This window comes from Microbacterium sp. P2_F9 (genome assembly GCF_056403635.1).
In genome coordinates this window covers 1-2,037 of record NZ_JBFUFC010000347.1, presented here as the reverse complement: position 1 = coordinate 2,037, position 2,037 = coordinate 1, and the positions used below count along the sequence as shown (strand labels likewise).

General features: G+C 69.4%; 1 protein-coding gene and 1 pseudogene. Both read right to left on the bottom strand.

Going from position 1 to position 2,037, the window contains the following annotated elements:
- Nucleotides 1-887 (bottom strand): annotated as a pseudogene (locus AC1DVT_RS19805) (hypothetical protein); the annotation flags it as partial.
- A gap of 48 nt (nucleotides 888-935) precedes the next feature.
- Nucleotides 936-2,037: biotin/lipoyl-containing protein (locus AC1DVT_RS19800; protein WP_477391061.1), on the bottom strand; the 1,102-nt coding region annotated here is incomplete at its 5' end.

Sequence of the window (2,037 nt, the reverse complement as noted above, 5' to 3'; positions counted from 1 at the left end):
CCCTTGCGCGAGAGCACCGGCACGAACCGCGCGCCGCCGCTGATGGGCGCCGCGATCCGCTGGTCGAGTTCCTTGCGCGCGCGTGCGCGCTTGCCGTCGCCGAGGTTCACGCGGTGCCCGGTGATCGTGTACAGGAAGTTCTGCCACGCCCCTTCGGGCTCGGATCGCACGACCTGGTGGGGGTCGAGCAGGCGGTCGGCCGTCAGCAGATCGGCGGACTCGCGGCTCGCGCCGAGCTCGCCGAGCCGCTTGGAGCTGAGGCTCAGGTCGGTGCGCGCCGGCACGCGCTCAACGGCGGTCGCGCGGTCGGATGCCTCGTGGTGGGCTTTGCGGCGGGTCGAGGGGATCGACCCCGACGTGGTCGGGACGGCGCCGGTCGTCGGCACCCGCTCCTCGGGCTCGACCGTCGACGCGGAGTCGAACGACCAGGCGGCCGCCTCGTCCTGATCGATGGGTGCCGCTTCGGCGGCCCGCTCGTCGTCGAACTCACGTCCGGTCTCGATGTCGCTCACGGGATCCCCCTCCACGTCGGATGCGAATGCGTACTCGTCCGCCGACTCCAGAACCTCCGCCGAGGTGTCGGCGTAGCTGTCGGTGTCGTCGCCCATCGGAATAATCTCGGCCACGATCTCTTCGCTGATCGGCTCCTGCCCGGCGGACACGTCGGACGTTTCAGCGCCCACGTCCTGGACCTCGAACGGCGAGACCTCATCGTCGAGGACGTCATCGTCGAGATCGTCGTCGGAGTCCGTCGGCATGACGACGCTGACCTGCTCCGTCGCGCCTCCGAGGATGCCGAAGCCGGTCGTGTCGATTCCACCGGTGTCACCGAGAACGCTGTTCTCGGATTCTTCGACGGGGTGCTGTTCGTTGCGATCAGGCGTCACTGAGTGGTCTCCAGGAGGGTCGGCGGGCACCGGGGCCCGTCTTCCAGGCTACTGCGCCGGACGGAGGACGACCAAAAGGTCGCCTGCCTCGACCTGCTGGGTGGCACCGATCGCCACCCGTTCGACCACGCCGTCGACCGCGGCGGTGATCGCGGCCTCCATCTTCATCGCCTCGATCGAGGCGACCGGCTGGCCCGCGACGACGGCATCGCCGACGGCGACCTTGAGCGTGACCACACCCGAGAACGGGGCGGCGACCTGCCCGGGCTTGGAGGTGTCGGCCTTCTCCACCTGACGCGACTCGACGGCGATGCTGCGGTCCCGCACGAACACCGGGCGCAGCTGCCCGTTGAGCGTCGTCATGACCGTGCGCATGCCCTTCGCATCGGCTTCGCCGATCGCCTCGAGCCCGACGTACAGCTGGACGCCTGGGTCGATCTCTGCGACATGCTCCTCGCCCGGCTTGAGCCCGTAGAGGTAGTCCGGCGTGCCGAGCGCGGAGAGGTCGCCGTACGCCTCGCGGTTGCGCTCGAAGTCACTCGYCGGGCCGGGGAACAGCAGGCGGTTCAAGGTGCGGCGGCGTTCGAGGGCATCGCCGTCCAGCGCCTGCTTCTCCTCGCTGCTGATCGGCACAACGTCGATCGAGATCTCACGGCCCGCCAGCACCTTCGAGCGGAACGGCTCGGGCCACCCGCCGGGCAGGTCGCCAAGCTCGCCGGCCATGAAGCCCACGACGGAGTCGGGGATGTCGTAGGCCTGGGGATTCTCCTCGAAGTCGGCGGGATCGGCGTTCGCGGCGACGAGTGCGAGTGCGAGGTCACCGACCACCTTCGACGAGGGGGTGACCTTCGGGATGCGTCCCAGGATCCGGTCGGCCGCGGCGTACATGTCCTCGATGCGCTCGAACTCGTCGGCGAGCCCGAGGGCGATCGCCTGCTGACGCAGATTCGACAGCTGTCCACCAGGGATCTCGTGGTGGTACACGCGCCCAGTGGGGCCAGGCAGACCGGACTCGAAGGGACGGTAAAGGTGGCGCACGCCTTCCCAGTAAGGCTCGAGGTCGCTGACTGCCTGCAGATCGAGGCCGGTGTCGCGCTCGGTATGCGCGAGAGCCGCGACCAGCGCCGACAGCGAGGGCTGGCTTGTGGTG